Origin of the sequence: Streptomyces varsoviensis (genome assembly GCF_000718635.1) — a bacterium.
In the GTDB taxonomy this organism is placed as follows: domain Bacteria; phylum Actinomycetota; class Actinomycetes; order Streptomycetales; family Streptomycetaceae; genus Streptomyces; species Streptomyces varsoviensis.
In genome coordinates this window covers 218,397-235,041 of sequence record NZ_JOBF01000009.1, presented here as the reverse complement: position 1 = coordinate 235,041, position 16,645 = coordinate 218,397, and the positions used below count along the sequence as shown (strand labels likewise).

The 16,645-nt window shown below is 73.5% G+C and carries 14 protein-coding genes and 1 pseudogene; 5 read left to right on the top strand and 10 right to left on the bottom strand.

Features of this window, described 5'->3' with window-relative positions; genetic code table 11:
* A pseudogene (locus IF55_RS15485) lies at window positions 1-182 on the top strand (ATP-binding protein); the annotation flags it as partial.
* A 128-nt stretch (window positions 183-310) separates the two neighbouring features.
* On the opposite strand, the gene IF55_RS15480 reads toward IF55_RS15485, so the two are convergent.
* Window positions 311-928 carry a GNAT family N-acetyltransferase gene (locus tag IF55_RS15480; RefSeq protein ID WP_030884779.1) on the bottom strand — a complete coding sequence of 206 codons (618 nt, stop codon included), beginning with the start codon at window positions 926-928 and terminating at the stop codon, window positions 311-313.
* Window positions 929-1,122: 194 nt separating this feature from the next.
* Here IF55_RS15480 and IF55_RS15475 point away from each other — a divergent pair, with 194 nt between their 5' ends.
* From IF55_RS15475 to IF55_RS15465, 3 genes are all read left to right on the top strand, one after another.
* Complete coding sequence (locus tag IF55_RS15475) at window positions 1,123-1,884, top strand: class I SAM-dependent methyltransferase (RefSeq protein WP_030884776.1); 762 nt, start codon at window positions 1,123-1,125, stop codon at window positions 1,882-1,884.
* Between the two features lie 228 nt (window positions 1,885-2,112).
* On the top strand, window positions 2,113-3,267 hold the full coding sequence (locus IF55_RS15470; protein WP_030884772.1) for a serine hydrolase domain-containing protein: 1,155 nt from the start codon (window positions 2,113-2,115) through the stop codon (window positions 3,265-3,267).
* Between the two features lie 161 nt (window positions 3,268-3,428).
* Window positions 3,429-4,805: a S28 family serine protease gene (locus IF55_RS15465; protein ID WP_245661210.1), complete on the top strand. Its 1,377-nt coding sequence runs from the start codon at window positions 3,429-3,431 to the stop codon at window positions 4,803-4,805.
* Between the two features lie 70 nt (window positions 4,806-4,875).
* Here the strand turns inward: IF55_RS15465 and IF55_RS15460 are convergent, their stop codons facing one another.
* The 5 genes from IF55_RS15460 to IF55_RS15440 all read right to left on the bottom strand — a co-directional run bounded on the left by IF55_RS15460 (window position 4,876) and on the right by IF55_RS15440 (window position 10,244).
* Window positions 4,876-5,709 carry a DeoR/GlpR family DNA-binding transcription regulator gene (locus IF55_RS15460; RefSeq protein ID WP_030884766.1) on the bottom strand — a complete coding sequence of 278 codons (834 nt, stop codon included), beginning with the start codon at window positions 5,707-5,709 and terminating at the stop codon, window positions 4,876-4,878.
* Window positions 5,710-5,842: 133 nt separating this feature from the next.
* A complete protein-coding gene (locus tag IF55_RS15455; RefSeq protein WP_030884764.1) occupies window positions 5,843-6,865 on the bottom strand; it encodes a zinc-dependent alcohol dehydrogenase family protein in 1,023 nt (340 codons plus the stop codon).
* A gap of 101 nt (window positions 6,866-6,966) precedes the next feature.
* The gene (locus IF55_RS15450; protein WP_030884761.1) at window positions 6,967-7,425 is read right to left on the bottom strand and encodes an RpiB/LacA/LacB family sugar-phosphate isomerase; all 459 of its coding nucleotides are present in this window, start codon (window positions 7,423-7,425) and stop codon (window positions 6,967-6,969) included.
* A 60-nt stretch (window positions 7,426-7,485) separates the two neighbouring features.
* Window positions 7,486-8,370: a triose-phosphate isomerase family protein gene (locus IF55_RS15445; protein WP_245661209.1), complete on the bottom strand. Its 885-nt coding sequence runs from the start codon at window positions 8,368-8,370 to the stop codon at window positions 7,486-7,488.
* A complete protein-coding gene (locus IF55_RS15440; RefSeq protein WP_030884756.1) occupies window positions 8,367-10,244 on the bottom strand; it encodes a dihydroxyacetone kinase family protein in 1,878 nt (625 codons plus the stop codon). The genes IF55_RS15445 and IF55_RS15440 overlap by 4 nt, the downstream gene beginning before the upstream one ends.
* 301 nt (window positions 10,245-10,545) lie before the next feature.
* Between IF55_RS15440 and IF55_RS15435 the strand changes: the two genes are divergently transcribed.
* Window positions 10,546-11,868, top strand: coding sequence for an MFS transporter (locus tag IF55_RS15435; protein ID WP_030884754.1), 1,323 nt, complete (start codon window positions 10,546-10,548; stop codon window positions 11,866-11,868).
* A gap of 70 nt (window positions 11,869-11,938) precedes the next feature.
* On the opposite strand, the gene IF55_RS15430 is transcribed toward IF55_RS15435, so the two are convergent.
* The 4 genes from IF55_RS15430 to IF55_RS15420 form a co-directional block, all read right to left on the bottom strand.
* Window positions 11,939-12,145, bottom strand: coding sequence for an acyl-CoA carboxylase subunit epsilon (locus IF55_RS15430; protein ID WP_030884751.1), 207 nt, complete (start codon window positions 12,143-12,145; stop codon window positions 11,939-11,941).
* A gap of 76 nt (window positions 12,146-12,221) precedes the next feature.
* Window positions 12,222-13,805, bottom strand: a complete 1,584-nt coding sequence (locus IF55_RS15425; RefSeq protein ID WP_030884748.1) for an acyl-CoA carboxylase subunit beta — start codon at window positions 13,803-13,805, stop codon at window positions 12,222-12,224.
* Window positions 13,806-14,005: 200 nt separating this feature from the next.
* On the bottom strand, window positions 14,006-14,155 hold the full coding sequence (locus tag IF55_RS39375) for a PIN domain-containing protein (RefSeq protein WP_157854410.1): 150 nt from the start codon (window positions 14,153-14,155) through the stop codon (window positions 14,006-14,008).
* 86 nt (window positions 14,156-14,241) lie between these two features.
* Window positions 14,242-16,632 (bottom strand): polysaccharide lyase 8 family protein, encoded by a 2,391-nt coding sequence (locus IF55_RS15420; protein ID WP_030884745.1) that lies wholly within the window; start codon window positions 16,630-16,632, stop codon window positions 14,242-14,244.
* Between the last annotated feature and the right edge of the window lie 13 nt (window positions 16,633-16,645).

Sequence of the window (16,645 nt, the reverse complement as noted above, 5' to 3'; positions counted from 1 at the left end):
CCTTCGTCATCGCCCTCAACGGCTTCGACGGACACCAGCCCTACACCCCCGAAGAAGTCCGCGAAGCACTCCAGATCGGCCCGGACGCCCCCATCATCATCACGGACGCCCGGCATCGCAGCGAGGCCAAGAGCGCGTTGATCACGCTGGTGGAGCACGCGCTGATGGCCCGGCTGCGGTAGGACGCCGCCCGTACGGACCGATCGCTCTCATTCCACGACTCGGGCCTCCCGCTCGCCGCCGTAAGGCAGGCGAGCCGGGAGGCCCGGGTCGTGCGTGCGTCCGGCCGTCCGTCAGGCCGCCCGTCCGGTCAGCCCTCGGACGGGGTGCGGGGCGCGCGGCGCATGATCCACAGTTGCGGGCCGCCGCCCGGCAGCCGGACCTCCTCGCGCACCTCGAAGCCGAAGTGCTCGTAGACGGGGAGGTTGTCGGGCTTGGAGGACTCCAGGTAGGCGGGCAGGCCGGCCGCGTCGGCCTGGGCGAGGCCCGAGCGGAGCAGGGCGGAGCCGTGGCCCTGGCCCTGGGCGGCCGGGTCGGCGCCGATCACCGCGAGGTACCAGTGCGGCTCCGCCGGGGAGTGGCCGGCCGCGGCCTTGACGGCGTCGCGGAAGAGCGGGGCGCGTTCCCCGAGGATGGTCTCCAGCTCCTGGACGGTCTCCGCGTCGGGCACGGCCTTCTCCTGCCCCTCCGGCGGCACCCAGAAGGCCGCCGCCGCGTCGGTGCGCTCGCACACGCCGTGCAGCGCGTACTGCCGGGTGAAGATGGTGGAGAAGTAGCGGCCCAGCCCCTCCTCGCGCGCGGCGTCGTCGGGAAAGAACCAGCGCATCATCGGGTCGTCGTCGAAGGCGGCGGTCAGGGCGCGGCTCACCAGTCGGGCGTCGTCGATCGTCGCCCTCTGCGGGGTGTTCGTCATCGGCACATAAGCCATTCTGCACGGCGGATGATCTACGCCGGCGGGTGGGCCGAGCCCGCGCGAGCGGGGGCGTTCCGGGGCCGGGGGTGTCCGAGGGCGGGGGGCCGAGGGCGAGGGCCGAAGCCGGGGGTCGAGCCCGGGCCCGGGCCCAGGAAGGCCGCCGTCCATTTTCCATCGCGTTGTGCGGCCCGGCGCGCGAGGATGAGGGCATGTCCTCCCCCTCACGCGCGCACTCCTTCAACGCGGCCGCCGCCCAGTACGCCGCGAACCGGCCCTCCTACCCGCCCGCCGTGCTGGACGCGGTGGCCGAGCTGGGCGAACTGTCCCTGGCGGGGGCCCGCGTGGCGGACGTCGGCGCGGGCACCGGCATAGCCACCGCCCTGCTGCGGGAGCGCGGCGCGGAGGTGGTCGCCGTGGAGCCGGGCGCCGGCATGGCCGCGGAGTTCCGCCGCGCGCTGCCGGACGTACCTCTCGTACGGGGCGACGGCAACGCGCTGCCGCTGGCGACGGCCTCGCGCGACCTGCTGACGTACGCGCAGTCCTGGCACTGGACCGACACCGCCCGTTCCGTGCCCGAGGCGCTGCGGGTGCTGCGGCCGGGCGGCGCGCTCGCGCTGTGGTGGAACACGGACTCCGCCGACATTCCCTGGGCGATCGCCCAGGACGAACGGATCGCGCGGGCGTGCGGGGTGGAGCCGAAGGAGCGCCGCCGCCCCGACGACATCCGCGCCGGCCGCCTGTCCGGTCTGGCCGAACTCCCCCACACCCGCAGACTGCTGCGCTGGAGCCGCACCGTCCCCCTCGACACCCACCTCGCCAACGTCACCAGCCACTCGGCCTTCCTCATCCTGGACGAGGCCCGCACGGCCCGCTTCCTCGCCGAGGAGCGGGCCACGCTCGGCGCACTCTTCCCGGCGGGGCTGGTGGAGGAGACGTACGTGGTGGACCTGCTGGTGGCGCGGGTGCCGTGAGCTTCGGCCCCGCACCCGACCGCCGGTCCGCGACGAGCACGGGACTCGACGCCCGCGTGTGGCGCTTCGGGGTGGTTCGCGGCGCGCCGGATGCCGGGTGCGCCGCGCTGCCGGGTATCTCACGCCCGTAGAAAATCGCTGGTCACAGCGGCGGGCGCGATCGTAGCGTGGCCTGGCCGGGGACCATGGCGCGTACTGTGGCGCGACGACGCGGAGGACGGGGAGACGATGGGGCGGCACAGCGAGTACAGCGGGTGGGCCGACGAGGGGTTGGGGGCCGTCGCCGACGCGTTCGCGCGGAACTTCGCCGAGTTTCCCGAGCTGGGGGCGGCGGTCACGGTGTTCGTGGACGGGCGCCAGGTGGTGAACCTGTGGGGCGGCGTCGCGGACGAGCGCACGGGCCGGCCGTGGGACGCGGAGACGACCGTCCCGGTCTTCTCCTGCGCCAAGGGTCTCGTCGCCGTGGCCGCCCATCTCCTCGCGCAGGAGGGGCGCCTCGACCTCGACGCGCCGGTCGGCCGGTACTGGCCCGAGTTCGCGCGGCACGGCAAGGAGGCCATCACCTGCCGCATGGTCCTCGGCCACCGGGCCGGGCTCGCCGCCCTCGACCGGACGGTTCCCTTCGAGGAGATCGCCGACTGGACGCCGGTCATCCACGCCATCGAGGAGCAGCGGCCGCTGTGGGAGCCGGGCACCGCGTACGAGTACCACGGCCACGTCTTCGGCTTCCTCGTCGGCGAGGTCATCCGGCGCCTCACCGGGCTCACCCCCGGCGCGTACGTCCGGCAGGCCATCGGCGAGCCCCTGGGCCTACGGGCCTGGATCGGCCTGCCCGCCGCCGAGCGCGGCCATGTCGCCCGGCTCGTGGAGGCCGAGGGGCGGCCTCCGCTGCCCGGGCCCGAGCACCTGCTCACCCGCGTCGTCACGATGAACGGCGCGCTGGCCTTCCCCGGCCTCGACGAGCCGCACGGCTGGAACGACCCGGCGCTGCACGCCATGGAGCTGCCCGGCGCGGGCGCGGTGGCCTCCGCCCACGGCCTGGCCACGCTGTACGCGGCGGCCGCCACCGGCGTCGACGGCCGCGAGCGGCTGCTCGCGCCGGACACCGTGACCGACGCCGTCCGCGAGGTCTCGGCCGGCCCCTCGTGGCTGGGCTTCGACGCCGGCGCGCGCTGGGGCTCGGGCTTCCTCCTCGACTCGGCCGCCTTCCGCCCCATGCTCGGCGCGCGCAGCTTCGGCAATGACGGGGCCGGCGGCCAGTTCGCCTTCGGCGACGACGAGTTCGGGGTGGGCTTCGCGTACGTCGCCAACCGCATGATCGGCCACGGCGACGCCCGCGCCAACCGGCTGATCGAGGCCGTACGCGAATGCTTGGACGGTTGAGGGGACTGAGGGGCGGAAGCGCCTCCCCCGCGTGGGGGAGACGGGGCCCACTGCCGGGGGGCGTGGGGCGGGGGCGGGGGCGCTTGGCTGGGGGCATGACGAGCGTTACGAACCGACCCGGGCGCCGCCGTGCGCGGCGTCCCCTTCTCACATGGCTGCTCATGCCCGTCCTGTTGGCGGGGGCGGGGGCGGGCGGCGTGGCGGCGGGAGCGCCGTCGGCCGCGGCGGCCCAGAGAGCCACGGCAAGCGCCGGCGAGGCGAACAGGGCGGCCGACGAGGCGCACAGGGACGCAGACGAGGGGATTCGCGACCGGCTCGCGGGCATCCCCGGCATGCGCGTCCTGGCGGAGGTTCCCGCCGCGGCCGGATACCGCTACTTCCGGCTGAGCTACCGGCAGCCCATCGACCACCGCCACCCCGAACAGGGCACCTTCGACCAGCGGCTCACCCTGCTGCACAAGTCCGTGCAGCGCCCCATGGTCCTGTACACCACCGGTTACGAACTCGGCGACGACCCGGCCTTCCGCTCCGAGCCGACGCAGCTCGTCGACGGCAACCAGATCTCCACCGAACAGCGGTACTTCGGCACGTCCCGCCCCCGTGCCCTCGACTGGTCGAAGCTCGACATCTGGCAGGCGGCGAGCGACCACCACCGGCTCGTGCGGGCCCTCAAATCCGTCTACCGCGCGCCATGGATCTCCACGGGCGGCAGCAAGGGCGGCATGGCCGCCGTCTACCACCGGCGCTTCTACCCGGACGACGTGGCCGGCACCGTCGCCTACTCCGCCACGAACAACACGGACGACCGCGATGACAGCGCCTGGGACGCCTTCCTGGGGCGCGTGGGGCCCGCGTCCTGCCGGGCCGCGCTGAGCGGCGCGCAGCGGGCGGCGCTCGAACGGCGGACGGAGCTGGTCGCCCGGTACGCGCGCTGGGCGCGGGAGGAAGGGCGCGGCTTCGACATCATCGGGAGCGCCGACAAGGCGTACGAACTCGCGGTCCTGCGGCTCCCGATGATGTTCTGGATGTACCAGGGCAGCGCGGGCTGCGAGTCCGTGCCGCGGCCGGATGCCTCGGACGACGCGCTGTACGGGTGGCTTGAGAAGGTCACGCAACTGCCCGTCTACACCGACCGCACCGTCGCCTCCCTCACGCCGTACTTCTACCAGCTCGGCACCGAGCTGGGTTATCCGCACTTCGCCGCCCCGCACCTGAAGGGGCTGCTGCGCTACCCGGGTGTCCAGGAGATGCGTACGTACGTCCCCCGCGACATCCCGCTGCGGTTCCGGCCCGCCGCGATGCCCGACATCGACCGCTGGGTGCGGCAGCGCGGCAGCCGGATGCTGTTCGTGTACGGGGCGGAGGACCCCGGCCGCTCCGAGCCGTTCCGGGTGGGCGAGGGTGGCGGAGCGGGGCGGGACGCCCATGTCTACGTGGCACCCGGCGGGGCTCACCGCGCGCGCATCGCGATGCTCGACCCGGCCGACGCGGGGCAGGCCACCGCCGCGGTCCGCTCATGGGCACGCGGCGGGAAGTGAGCGACCGGGTCCCGCCGCCGCGCCGGGGCCGTCCCCGCGTGAAGCTCGCCACGCCGCCGCGCGGAGTGTGTCACCCCGGCAGGGCGGCCAGTTCCAGGCGTACGCCCTGGGCGCGCAGGGACTCCTGGTGTTCGGGCGGGAGCTGGTCGTCGCTGATCACGGCGTCGAAATCGGTGAGCGGGGCCAGTTGGTAGAGGGCTTGGCGGCCGAACTTCGAGTGGTCGACCAGGAGCACCCGGCGCCTCGCCGCCTCCAGCAGGGCCCGCTTGACCAGCACTTCCTCCTGTGACTGGTGGTAGCAGTGGCCGTTGTCGACGGCGGAGGCGGAGATGTAGGCGACATCGGCGCGCAGGGAGCGGGCCATGTCGGCGGTGAACATGCCGACGAAGGCGTTGAACGAGGCGTGGTAGACGCCGCCCAGGGCGATCACCTGGATCTCCGGCTCGTCGGACAGCTCGTTGATGACCTGGAGCGAGTTGGTGATCACGGTGAAGGCGCCGCGCGCGGACAGTCCGGTGGCGAAGGACAGCACGGTGCTGGAGTCGTCCACGATGACGGCCTGGCCGGGCTCGGCGCCTTCCAGGGCCGTGGCGCAGATGGCCCGCTTCTCCTCAAGCCTGGTGCTGCCGCGCCAGCGCGCGTTGCTCTCGAAGAGCGCGCTGGGCGCGGCCGTCGCCCCGCCCCGCACCTTCCGCAGCCAGCCCTGGTGCTCCAGGGAGTCGAGGTCCCGGTGCACGGTCATCTGGCTGACGCCGAGAACGCGCACCAGGTCCTCGATGGAGACCTGGCCCCGCTGGAGCACCCGGTCCGCGATCATCTTGCGGCGCTCCTTGGGGCTCAGCTTGATGATCCGCTCGGCCTCCGCGCTCCGGTCGGACGTTCGGTAGCTGTCGCTGTCGCTCAACAGCTTTCCTTCCCTGGCAGGACAGGCGTACGGGTATCCCGAAGAGTTTACGGCGGCGCGGCGGACCCGCGATCGGACGCGGCCCCCGGGCGGGCCGCGGCGCCCCTGCCCGGCCCGGTCCGGTGCCCAGGGGTCAGGCCGTGGCGCCCGCGGCCAGGCCCGGGATGATCTGGATCTTGCGGCCGGTGCCCTTGCCGAAGGTCTCCAGCGCCTCCGCGTAACCGTCCAGCGGGAAACCGTGGGTGATCATGGTGTCGGAGTCGATCAGCCCCTGCGCGAGCAGGTCGAGGGCGCGGCCGTAGCTGTGCAGGATCGCCATGCTGCCGACGATGCGGATCTCGTCGTTGTAGATCCGGAACGGCGAGAACCGCGCCAGCTCCTGGTCGGGGGCGCAGCCGAACTGCTGGAACGTGCCGCCCCGGCGCACCCGGCCGAACCCGTCCTCGATGGCGGGCACCGCGCCGGTGCAGTCGACGACGACCTCCCAGCCGCCGCTGCTCGCGCGCGGCAGGGCGTCGGCGCTGGTGGCGACGGAGTCCGCGCCGAGCTTGCGGGCGACGGCCAGCCGCTCCTCGTTGAGGTCGACGACCTCGACGGTGGCGGCGCCGGCGCGCTTCGCGCTCTGGAGGTAGAGCAGCCCCATGGTGCCCGCGCCGTAGATCAGGAAGTTGTCGCCGAAGTCCGGCTTCACCGTGTCGAGGCCGTGCACGATGGTGGACAGCGGCTCGATCAGCGTGGCGTGGCGCGGCTCCAGCCCGGTGGGCAGGTGGTGGATGTTACGGGCCGGGGCCTTGACGTACTCGGCGCAGGCGCCGTCCTGGGTGATGCCGATGGTGCGCCAGTCGGCGCAGAGGTTGCCCCGGCCCTTGGCGCACCAGTAGCACGCGCCGCAGTAGATCGCCGGGTCCGCCGCGACCAGGTCGCCGGCCGCCATGCCGGTGACCTGCGAGCCCACCTCGACGATCTCGCCGGAGAACTCGTGGCCGGGTACCACCGGGTAGCGGGTCGGCCCGAACTCCCCCGCCAGCATGTGCACATCGGTGCCGCACAGACCCACGGCGGCGACCTTGACGATGACGTCGTCCGGGCCCGGCGTGGGGTCGGGGATGGTGGTGATGTTGAGCTTGTTGGGTGCCTCGATGACTACGGCTCGCATGACGGCTCCTGATGTTCGGGGTGGTACCGGGTATGCGGTGATACCAGTGGTGCTACGGGCCCGTGGGGCGTGATGTGCCGGGCCCGAGGTGCGGGGTGGGCTCAGGCGACGTTGTGGTAGCGGGACTCGACCTGCTTGATCTTCTCCACCTTGGGCGCGGAGCCGCCGCCCGCGAACTCCGAGCCGAGCCAGTGCTCCAGGCACAGCTTGGCGCTCTCTATGCCCAGCGTGCGCACGCCGAAGCACGCGATCTGGGCGTCGTTGGACTTGCGGGCGCGCTCCGCGCTGTAGGTGTCGGGGATCTGCGCGGCGCGCACGCCCGGCACCTTGTTGGCGGTGATCGCCATGCCGATGCCGGTGCCGCAGACCAGCACGGCACGGTCGTACGTGCCCTCGGCGACGCCCTCGGCCACCCGCTGGGCCACGTCCGGGTAGTCCTCGTCGGCGGCGGCGGACAGGTCCTCGACCGTGTAGCCGTGCTCGACGAGGTAGTTCTTCAGTTCGTCCTTCATCGGGACGCCGGCGTCGTCGGCTCCGATGGCGATGGTCTTCTCGGTCATCGTCCGTCCTTGGTGGTTCGGGGGCGGGGGTGCGGGTGTGGGGCGTGAGGCGGGGGCGGGTCAGGGGGCTCCGGACGGCGGGCGGGACGCCACTTCCGCCAGCACCTTGCGGAGGTTGGCGGTGTCGTGGGCGAGCCGCCCCAGGAACAGGCCGTCGAGCGGCGCCCGTACGCCGGCCGCGTCCGGCGCGGTCAGCTCGGTGAACGTGCCGGGTCCGGCCGTGCCGCCGTAGATGACCCGGCCGCGGACGCCCCGTTCGGCCAGGCGGTCCCGGATGGCGGCGGTGACGGCCCGTACGTGCGCGGCGGGGGCGGGGCGGTCCGCGCCGATGGCCCACACCGGCTCGTAGGCGATGACCACCTCGCCGCCGGCGGCTCCGGAGAGCGCCGCGTCGACCTGGCCCAGCGTCTCGGCGACGGCGGACTCCAGCGCGCCCTCGGTGGCGTCGCCCGCGCAGATCACGGGCGTCAGGCCGCGCCGGACGGCGGCGGCGGTCTTGGCCGCCACGATCCCGTCGTCCTCGCCGAAGTGCCGGCGGCGCTCGGCGTGGCCGACCTCCACGTAGGAGGCGCCCAGCTCGGCGAGTTGCCCGCCGGACACCTCGCCGGTCCAGGGGCCGCTGTCGGCCCAGTGCAGGTCCTGCGCGCCGTAGGCGACACCGGTGTCCGCCAGCAGCTCGCGGGCGTCGGCGAGCGAGGTGAAGGAGGGCAGCACGAACAGCTCTGCGCCCGGCCCGCCGCTCGCCTCGCGGGCCAGCTCGGCGACTTCGGCGAGCCAGCGCCGCGTCTCGGCGACCCCCATATAGAGCTTGAGGGAAACGCCGACGACAGGGCGGGGGCCCGCGCCGGGGGTCGCGCGCGCGTCGGCGCGGGGCTCCACGCTGGTACGGCCGTACGTACCGACGCCCGTCTCGGCCGCCGCCCCAACCGCCGTCCCGGCGCTCACGCCGGGTCCAATGACGGTGCCAGCGAGCGGCCGACGGCCGTGAGCAGGAGGGCGAGGGAGGTGGCTCCGGCGTCCGCGTGGCCGTAGCCGAGGCTGCCCATCCGTGCGGCGCGCCCTCGGGCGGGGGTCAGCGTGGCGGTGGCCTCGGCGGCCCGGGTGGCGTCCAGGGCGGCGGCCGGCCACGCGGCGGCGGGCTCGGCGCCCGCCGCCGCCTCGGCGCGGAGCCGCGTCCGGAACGGGTCGAGCGCGTCGAGCAGGGTCTTCTCCCCCACCTGGGCCCCGCCCAGTTCGACGACGGCGTCGAACGCGGCGTCCACCGCGTCGGCCAGCGTCTCCGTATCGATCCGCGGCTTTCCGGCGCGGGCGGCGCGCGTGAGGCCCGCGCCGGTCTCGGCGAGCAGCGCGCCGTACAGCGCCCCGGAGGCCCCGCCGGAGGCGTCGGCGAGCGCGAGTCCGGCGGCGAGCAGCGTCGCACCCGCCGCGGCGGCACCCCCGGCACCCTCGTCGGCCTCCGCGCCCTCCGCACCCCCGGCGGCCGCATCGACCGAGTCCGCCGCTGTCATCGACTTCGCGGGCTCCGCCGCCCGCGCCGCCGCGACCGCCGCGCGCAGGCCGCGGACGATGCCGATGCCGTGGTCGCCGTCGCCGGCGACCGCGTCGAGGCGGCCCAGCTCGTCCTCGTGCTCGGCGACGAGTTCGTACCCGGCCTGGAGGGCGGCCGTGACGGGGCCGTCGGCTTCGGTGGGGGTGGGCCGGGGCGTGGCCGCGACCGCCGCCTCGGGCTCCGGCCGCCGGTCGGCGTCCTCCCGTACATCCTCTCTGTCCTGTGTGTCCCGCCGGCCGGGAGCGCGGCGGAAGGCGGGGGTGTCGCACGGGGCGTCGTACAGCTCGGCCAGTTCGTCGTCGAGGACCATCAGCGACAGGGAGACGCCCGCCATGTCGAAGGAGGTCACGAACTCGCCGACCTCGGGCCGGAAGGGGCGCAGCCCGGCCGCCGCCAGCCGCCGGTGCACATGGCGGTAACAGGCGAACATCTCCTCGTACTTGGTGCGTCCGAGGCCGTTGAGGAGCACCGCGACACGGCCGTCGCCGACGCCGGGGAGGTCCGGGAGGAGATTCTCGACGAGGGCTTCGGCCAGTTCCTCGGCGTCGAGCCGCTTGGTGCTGCGCAGGCCGGGCTCGCCGTGGATGCCCATGCCCAGCTCCATGGTGCCCTCGTTGACCGTGAACAGCGGCTCGCTCGCGCCGGGCAGCGTGCAGCCCGCGAAGGCGGCGCCGAAGGTGCGGGTCATGGCGTTGGCCCGGCGCGCGACGCGGGCGACGGAGTCCAGGTCGTCGCCGCGGTCGGCGGCCGCCCCGGCGGTCTTGAAGACGAAGAAGTCGCCGGCGACGCCGCGGCGGTCCTTTGAGGGGTCGACGGGGGCGCCCTCGACCGGGGCCGGGCCGCTGGCCACGTCGTCGGTGACCAGGACCGTACGGGTGTCGACGCCCTCGGCGGCGAGGCGGCGGGCGGCGAGCCCGAAGTGCATGACGTCGCCCGCGTAGTTGCCGTATGTGAAGAGCACGCCGGCGCCGCCGTCGGCCGCGCGGGCGGTGCGGTAGACCTGCTCGGCGCTGGGGCTGGCGAAGACGTCGCCGATCGCGGCGGCGTCGGCGAAGCCGGGGCCGACCAGGCCGGCGAAGGCCGGGTAGTGGCCGGAGCCGCCGCCGATGACGACGGCCACCTTGCCGGGGCGGGGCGCGTGCCGGCCGACGACGCCGTAGGTGCCGGGGACGCGGCGGACCGTACGGGCGTAGGCGTCGGCCAGGCCCTCGATCCAGTCCTCGCGGAAGGTGGCGGCGTCGCCGCCGGGACCGGGGGATGCACTGCTCATGACTTCACACTCCTACGCGTCGCTGCTGTTTGATTTAACACCGATCTCGCACGCCTGTCACCCCCCTCTCACCCTCGCTCCAGTCGGAGCGAACCACCCGAAACCCCCTGAAAATTCCGCCAGATACCGGCTTCACCTGCACAGAAGCCGCGACCGAACCTCTCCGCAACCCCGCCGAAAGAAATCTCTGCTTCACATCTTGCGTGTGAAATTAACAGGGTCGATGATGCTTTCAGCCTCGATCCCCTCACCGCTCTCTCTGTTCCCCGCTCCCAACTCCCCGCTCCGTCGGAGGCACAACATGGTCAGCACCCACCCCCCGGCCGGTGCCAACCGGTCGCTCCTCGACCGCATGGGCATCCCCAAACCCCTGGCCTTCGGCTTCCTCGGGGTTCTGCTCTTCATGGTCGGAGACGGCGTCGAGTCGGGCTTCATCGCGCCGTTCATGGCCGATCACGGGGCCGGGACCGAGGTGCGCGCCTCGTATGTGATCACCGCGTACGGCGTCACGGTGATGGTGGCGTCCTGGCTCTCGGGCGCCCTGGCCGACCTCTGGGGGCCGCGCCGGGTGATGCAGTTGGGCCTCGTGGTCTGGGTCGTCTTCGACGTCCTCTACCTGGCCTTCGCCCTGGGCGGCGAGAACTACCCGCTGATGCTGGTCTTCTACGGGCTGCGCGGCTTCGGCTATCCGCTCTTCGCGTTCGGCTTCCTGGTGTGGATCACCGCCACCACCCCGCCGGCCCGGCTGGGCACCGCCGTCGGCTGGTTCTACGTCGCCTTCACGGGCGGCCTGCCGACCCTCGGCTCCCTGGTCGCCGGGACCACCAACCCGCTCTTCGGCCAGTTCGGCACCTTGTGGATCGCGCTCGGCATCATCGCGCTGGGCGGTGTGATCTGCATGGTCGGCGTCCGGGAGCGCACGGGCTTCACGCGGCTCGCCCCGCCCGACGCGCAGCCCGTGCAGCGGCTGACGTCGAGCCTCGCCATCATCTGGCAGAACCCCCGCGTCGCCGTCGCCTGCGTGGTGCGCATCATCAACACCGCGCCGGAGTTCGGCTTCCTGGTCTTCCTGCCGACGTTCTTCGGGGACCGGATCGGCTTCGGCGAGGGCGGCTGGCTGACGCTGCTCGCCGTCATCTACGGCACCAACGTGATCTTCAACCTCGTCTTCGGCGCGATCGGCGACCGGATCGGCTGGCAGCGCACGATCGCCACGTTCGGCGGCCTGGGCTGCGCGGTCACCACCCTGATGCTGTACTTCGTGCCGCTGGCCGTCGGCGACCGCTACTGGGTGGCCATCGTGGTCGGGATGCTCTACGGCGTCGCGCTCGCCGGGTTCGTGCCCATCTCGGCGCTGGTCCCCAACCTGGCCCCCGAGAACAAGGCGGGCGCGATGGCCCTGCTCAACCTGGGCGCGGGCGGCGCGGCCTTCGTCGGCCCCGCGATCGTCAGCCTCTTCCTCGGGCCGGTGGGCCCCGCCGGGGTGGTCATCATCTTCGCCGCGCTGTACGTGCTCGCCTCGGTGCTCACGATGGTGTTCCTCAAGCTGCCGGAGGGCAGCACGGCCCGCGTCGCTCCCGAGACGCCGCCTCAGGAGGCCGAGCCGGCGCCGGCGAGCGCCTGAACAGCCCCTCGCTACGGGCAGGAGCCCCGCACACGCGATGTGTGCGGGGCTCCTGCCCGTAGCGAAGAAGTCAGCCCTGCCAACTGTGCGGCGCCCGGAAGCCGGGCGTGCGCTCCAGGCGGCGCCAGCCCGCGGTGGTGCGGCGCGGGCGGGGCAGGTTCGCGCGGCCCCGGTCGGCGGCGGCACGGGCGAGGAGGACCGCGGTGACGGCGGCCAGCTCCTCGGCGTCGGCCTCGCCCTTCTCCACGCGTACGACGGCGTCTGTGGGAGTGCTCATGTCCGGTTCGTCTCCATTACTGCGGCTGGCTGCGACTGAGTGCGACGGGCTGCGGCTGTGTGCGGCCGGCCGCGGCTTACTGCGGCGGGTTGCCGTGCTTGCGGGACGGCAGGTCGGCGTGTTTGGCGGCGAGCATCGCCAGGGACCTGATGAGGACCTGGCGGGTCTCGACCGGGTCGATGACGTCGTCGACCAGGCCGCGCTCGGCGGCGTAGTAGGGGTGCATCAGCTCGGACTTGTACTCCTTGACCATGCGCGCCCGCATGGCCTCGGGGTCGTCCGCCTCGGCGATCTGCTTGCGGAAGATCACGTTGGCCGCGCCCTCGGCGCCCATGACCGCGATCTCGTTGGTCGGCCAGGCGTAGGTCAGGTCCGCGCCGATGGACTGGGAGTCCATGACGATGTACGCGCCGCCGTAGGCCTTGCGCAGGATCACCGAGATCCGCGGCACGGTGGCGTTGCAGTACGCGTACAGCAGCTTGGCGCCGTGCCGGATGATCCCGCCGTGCTCCTGGTCGACGCCGGGCAGGAAGCCGGGTACGTCCAGCAGCGTGACGATCGGGATATTGAAAGCATCGCACATCTGGATGAACCGGGCGGCCTTCTCGGACGCCTCGATGTCCAGCACGCCGGCCAGCGACTGCGGCTGGTTGGCGACGATGCCGACGACCTGGCCGTCGAGGCGGGCCAGAGTGCACAGGATGTTGGTGGCCCAGCGCTCGTGGACCTCCAGGAACTCGCCGTCGTCGACCAGTTCCTCGATGACCTTGCGCATGTCGTACGGGCGGTTGCCGTCGGCCGGCACCAGGTCCAGCAGCGCCTCGCCGAGCCGGTCGGCGGGGTCCTGGGACTCGGCGACCGGCGGGTTCTCGCGGTTGTTCTGCGGCAGCATCGACAGGAGGAAGCGCACCTCTTCGAGGCAGGTCTCCTCGTCGTCGTAGGCGAAGTGCGCCACGCCCGACGTCTCGGCGTGCACGTCCGCGCCGCCCAGCCCGTTCTGCGTGACCTTCTCGCCGGTGACGGCCTGCACCACGTCCGGGCCGGTGATGAACATCTGCGAGGTCTCGCGGACCATGAAGACGAAGTCGGTCAGGGCCGGGCTGTAGGCGGCGCCGCCGGCGCACGGGCCGAGCATCACGGAGATCTGCGGGATGACGCCGGAGGCGCGGGTGTTGCGCTGGAAGATGCCGCCGTAGCCGGCGAGCGCCGAGACGCCCTCCTGGATGCGGGCGCCCGCGCCGTCGTTCAGCGACACCAGGGGCGCGCCCGCGGCGATCGCCTTGTCCATGATCTTGTGGATCTTCGTGGCGTGGGCCTCGCCCAGGGCGCCGCCGAAGATCCGGAAGTCGTGTGCGTAGACGAAGACGGTACGGCCCTCGACGGTGCCCCAGCCCGTGATCACGCCGTCGGTGTACGGCTTCTTCGCCTCCAGGCCGAACCCGGTGGCGCGGTGCCGGCGCAGCGGCTCGACCTCGTTGAAGGAGCCGGGGTCCAGCAGCAGGTCGATGCGCTCGCGAGCGGTCAGCTTCCCCTTGGCCTTCTGGGCCTCCGTCGCCCGGTCGCTGGGCCCGCGACGGACCTGCTCACGGATCGCGTGCAGCTCGGCGACGCGCCCACGGACGTCACTCGCCTCTACGGGCGCCCCTTCGAGATTGCTCATGACATCGACGGTACGTGGCCGGGGCCATGGAACTACATGTTGCTTTCGTACAACGTCGCGCCCCGTTTCGTGGGCAGGCAGCACAGAAGTACACAGCGGAGCACCTCCCACCACTCCGGATCGGGGGCCGTGATCTGTCGCTACCCCACAAAGCTCGGCCCGCCGAGCCGTAGGATGCCGGACTTGACCCCCACTCCCGGTCAGCCCCGCCCCGCACCCACCGCCGCCTCGTCGAACACCTCGAACGCGCACTTCCCCCGCCCTGACCGGGCAAGCCGCCCGTCGGTGGTCACCAACGGGACGTCGTATCCCTCGGCGAGGGCGACGTAGGTCGCGTCATAGGCTGACACGTTCGCGTACAGCTCGCGTACGCGGGGTGGCTGCGGCGGGTGACACCGCTGCCGCGGAACCGTATCGGCACGCCACGTCCGGTCGGCTACCAGCCCGCCTCGACCGTGCAGGAGTGCGTGGCGCAGGCCGTGCCCGGGGTGACGCGCAGGCGCAGTGCGCGGCCGGTGGCGAGGACCTCGACCGTGGGGTCGTGGGCGGTCACCCGCCGTACGGGCCGGGTCCAGGTGATCTCGAAGGGCGCGCCGTCGCGGGTCGGGGCGGCCAGGTGGAGGGTGGTGGTGCGGGCGTGGCGGCGGGCCAGGATGCTGGCGGGGGCCGTGGTGGTGAGGGGGCCGGCGGTGGCGGCGCGCCAGAAGTTGACGGCGGTGACGCCGAGCGAGGGGACCGAGACGCCCTGCCGGTCGGGGGTGTTGGCGAGGAGCGTCAGCCAGGCGGGGTCGGCGGCGCGGGCCGCGACGGTGCGGGGGCTCGCGCCGGGCATCAGCAGGTAGGCGTACGCGGCGTCGGCGGGGTCCGTGCCGTGGTCGAACCACAGGGTGAGGTAGCGGCGGGTGAGGGGGTCGGGGACGCCGCCGGCATTGATGTCGCGCCAGGAGCCCGTACGGTCCTCGCGCAGCGCGCGCAGCCGCCCGCCCCCGGTGAAGTCACCGGGGAAGACATAGCCGCCGTGTCCGTCCAGGTGCGCCCAGCGGGCGTGGTGGAACGTCTTGCTCCAGCCCGGCGCGGACGGCTGGGCCACGCCGTCGACGGTGAGCTGGGCGCCGCCGTCCGCGCCCAGACCGCGGTTGTCGACGATGGTCTCGGCGGGCACGCCGTCGCGGCTGGTGATGCCCGCGCCGAGGCAGAGCACGGCGTCCGCGAGGCAGAACCAGGACTTCCGCGCCTCCAGCGTGCTGGAGAGCCCCTTCAGATGCTGTCCGATGGCCGCGAACTCGCCGTCCGTGGCCCCGCCCACCCACGTCACGGCGGGTTTGGGCGCGCCCCAGCCGCCGCCCTCGTTGTCGGCGAGCCGCTTGGCGGAGACGGTGGTGCCGGGCAGCCGGTAGGGGTCGACGGTCGGCCAGAAGGCGTCCGTGTACTGGTCGCCGCCGTGGGTCGCGCCCCACCAGTAGAGCATTCCGGCGCCGGTGTGCCAGCCGCGCGGGTGCTCGCCGTTGCCGTTCTCGTAGTACGCGATCCGGTGGGAGGCCATGGCGATGTTCGCGGCCCAGCCGGGGCGGCGGTGCACGGCGCGGTCCATGGCGGCGAAGAGCCGGTGTCCGACGGGCTCGGGCGCGGCCCCGCCCGCCCCGTCGGCGACGGCCGCGAGCCGGGCCAGGTCGGCGACGCCGAACTGCGGGTCGTCGCGGACCGGATCGCTGGTGTCGCGGGCGATCCAGCCCCTGATCATGGCGTGCCAGCGGTCCCGCTCCGCCGCGCTCGCGCCCCCGGCGAGCAGCGCGATGGCCGCCAGCAGGAGATGTCCGCGCTGGTGGTCGCTCTGCGCGAGCCGGTCGGCGTCGGCGCTCTGCACGCCCCGGCTGACGGCGCGCCCGGAGACGCTGTCCATCATCAGCCCGTTGTGGAGGAGCGGGGCGTACGCGCGCTCCACGCTGTCGTGGATGATCTGCCGCCGGGGGTCGGTCACCTCCCAGCGGGAGCCGCGCAGCAGCGTGAAGAGCCGGCCGAGGCCGTCGAGGAGGACATAGCCGTACGTGCCGGAGTACGCGACCCAGGTGTGCTGCACGAAGGAGCCGTCGGCATAGAGGCCGTCGCCCCTGGTCACATACGGGAAGACGGGGGAGAGCGCGTCGCGGGCGAGCGCGAGCTTCGCGGGGGCCGCGCCGAGCATGCCGCGCAGCGCGACGACGCGGCAGAGGTCGACGCGGTTGGCGCCGGTGCTCGTGCCGGTGTAGTCGCCGAGCATGGCGTCGGGGACGAAGTGGTCGACGGCGGCGAGCTGTTCGGCCCGCCGCTCTTCCGCGACCTGCCCGTACACGAGGGTGAGGGTGTCGAGGAGGAGGCGGGGGCTGCCGATCTGCCATTCCCACCAGTTGCCGTACCGGGTGGTGCCCGGGTTGTAGACCGTCGTGTAGAGATGGCCGAGTCCGGTCGCGATGTCGGCGGCGAGCGCGGGGTCGCCGGTGAGCCCGGTGCCGGGCTGGGCGTACGCCTCGGCCATGGCGCGCAGGCGGCTGTAGCTGAGGGTGATGCCGGCGGGCGGGTCGTACGGGGCGTCGGCCCACAGGGACGCGGCGGCGGGCCGCATTGTCGCGCGGTACGTACGGGCCTGGTCGCCGAGGCGGCGCAGCCGGCCGGCGTACGGCTCGGCGGCGGGGTCGAAGCCGGTGCCGAGGAGGAGGGCGCGCCAGCGGTCGCGCAACTCGCCGAACTCGTCGGCGGCGTGGGCCCGTTGGGCCACGGGGAGGATGAGGGCGGTGGCGCTCAGCGCGGCCAGCAGGCCGCGCCGGGACCAGGGGGTGCGCGGTGGCGCCACGGGTCTCCCATCC